Raw genomic sequence first — 2,134 nt, forward strand, 5'->3', positions numbered from 1 at the left:
GGCCAGCAGCCGCGACGCCTGCTCGGGCGTGAAGTTGCCGATGCTCGAGCCGGGGTAGAAGAACACGGGCCGTTCGCGCAGCAGCTCGTTCGGCAGCACCAGCGCATTGGCGAAATCCATGCCCAGGCCGGTGACGTTCAGTGCCGGGTGCGCGCGCTGCACGCCGGCCAGCGCCTCGCGCAGGAAATCGACCGAGATGTCGATCGCGACATAGCGCGACGGCCTGAACTCGGGGAACAGCCGCACCGCCTTCGCGCAGTTGCCGGCGCCCAGGTCGATCAGCGTCATGCCGCGGCCGATCGCCTCGGCCATTTCGCCGGCGTGCAGGTCGAAGATGGCGGCCTCGGTGCGCGTCGGGTAGTACTCCGGCAGCTCGGTGCTCGCCTCGAACAGGTGCGAGCCCAGGCTGTCGTAGAAGTACTTGGGCGCGACTTCGGCGCGCGCCTTCAGCAGCCCGGCCGTCACTTCGGCCAGCGTGGCCGTCTCGGGCGGCAGCTTGTTCTGCATGAACTGCGGCTGCAGCGACGCCGCCGGGCGGCCGGGCAGGCCGACGAGCGTGGGGCGCCGGCTCGAGCCGGCGGGGGAGGTGTCTCGGGTGCCAGTGGGGATGCCAGTGGTATTGCGCAATGCCAACAACGGGTCCATGCAGGTCTCCTCAGAGTGGGGGCATCTTGCCGGATGCCGGTCAACGTTGTCGACCGAGGGACGTAGGACTTACAGCCGTCGAGGTGTAGGAATCCGGCGCCCGGGACGGGCGCGCGGCGCAGCCATAATCCCCGCCGGGCCCTTGCCCGTGTGAAGCCCGTGAACATCCACCCGGAAAGCGCCCTCGATGCAGATCGGTTTTTCCATCAACGAAGTGCTGTGCCTGCTGAGCCTGGCCAGCGGCGCCTGCTGGTTCGCCTGGCGCCGCCGCCTCGCCCGTCTTCCGGCTGACCTGCCCGCCCCGGTGCGCAAGCCGCTGTGGGTCAGCTTCGGCGCCGAGCTGTTCTTCGTGGTGGCGCTGATGTTCACCTGCCGCGTCGCGGTGGCCGACTGGCCGAAGGTGCCGTCCGGTTCGATGGAGCCGACGCTGCGTGTCGGCGACTACCTGCTCGTCAACCACCTGGCGTACGGCCCGCGCCTGCCGTTCACCAACACCGCGATCGAGTTCGGCAAGCCGCAGCGCGGCGATGTCGTCGTGTTCCGCTTCCCGCGCAACGTCTCCGAGTTCTACGTGAAGCGGCTGATCGGCATGCCCGGTGACCTGGTGCGCTTCCAGGACGGCGCGGTCAGCATCAACGGCGCGCCGTTCGAGGTCGAGCCGGTCAGCGACGGCAGCGAACCCGGCGTGCGCGATGAAGACCGCGGGCAGTGGCTGCAGAAGGAATCGCTGCCCGGCCGCGACCACCTGATCAAGGTCAACCCGTTCGTGCTCGGCAGCATGGCGCTCGACCTGCAGCAGCCCGAGCTCGGCCAGCACTGCGTCAACGAGCGCCGCGGCGCGTGGCACTGCACGGTGCCGGCCGGCCAGTACCTGATGCTGGGCGACAACCGCGACAACTCGGAAGACTCGCGCCGCTGGGGCTTCCTGCCGCACGCCGAGGTCTACGGCAAGGCGGTGCGCGTGCTGTTCAACCTCTCCGACATGTCGCGTTTCTGGACACCGCTGTGAGCACTGCATCTTCCACCGACCTGCAAGGCAAGCGCATCGTGCTCGGCCTGACCGGCGGCATCGCCTGCTACAAGGCCGCCGAGCTGACGCGCGCGCTGGTGAAGGCCGGCGCCTCGGTGCAGGTCGTGATGACCGAGGCGGCCGAGCAGTTCATCACGCCGGTCACGATGCAGGCCTTGTCGACCCGCCCGGTGTTCACCAGCCAGTGGGATGCGCGCGAGGCCAACAACATGGCCCACATCAACCTGACGCGCGAGGCCGATGCGGTGCTGATCGCGCCGGCCAGCGCCGATTTCATCGCGCGGCTGGTGCAGGGGCGCGCCGACGACCTGCTGAGCCTGCTGTGCCTCGCACGGCCGATCGAACGCTGCCCGCTGCTGGTGGCGCCGGCGATGAACCGCGAGATGTGGGCGCACCCGGCCACGCAGCGCAACATCGCACAGCTGCGCGCCGACGGCGCCACCGTGCTCGGCCCCGGCA

General features: G+C 69.5%; 3 protein-coding genes. 2 read left to right on the forward strand and 1 reads right to left on the reverse strand.

Annotation, left to right across the window (positions count from 1 at the left end; genetic code table 11):
* Positions 1-645 (reverse strand): L-histidine N(alpha)-methyltransferase (locus AC1D15_RS28480; RefSeq protein WP_477828660.1); only part of this gene is annotated, 645 nt, incomplete at its 3' end.
* A gap of 187 nt (positions 646-832) precedes the next feature.
* Between AC1D15_RS28480 and lepB the strand changes: the two genes are divergently transcribed.
* Together lepB and AC1D15_RS28490 are read left to right on the forward strand one after the other, a co-directional pair.
* Positions 833-1,654, forward strand: a complete 822-nt coding sequence (gene lepB / locus AC1D15_RS28485) for a signal peptidase I (protein ID WP_052213042.1) — start codon at positions 833-835, stop codon at positions 1,652-1,654.
* Positions 1,651-2,134: flavoprotein (locus AC1D15_RS28490; RefSeq protein ID WP_477828661.1), on the forward strand; the 484-nt coding region annotated here is incomplete at its 3' end. The genes lepB and AC1D15_RS28490, both read left to right, overlap by 4 nt.

Source organism: Rhizobacter sp. P2_H2, from assembly GCF_056403375.1.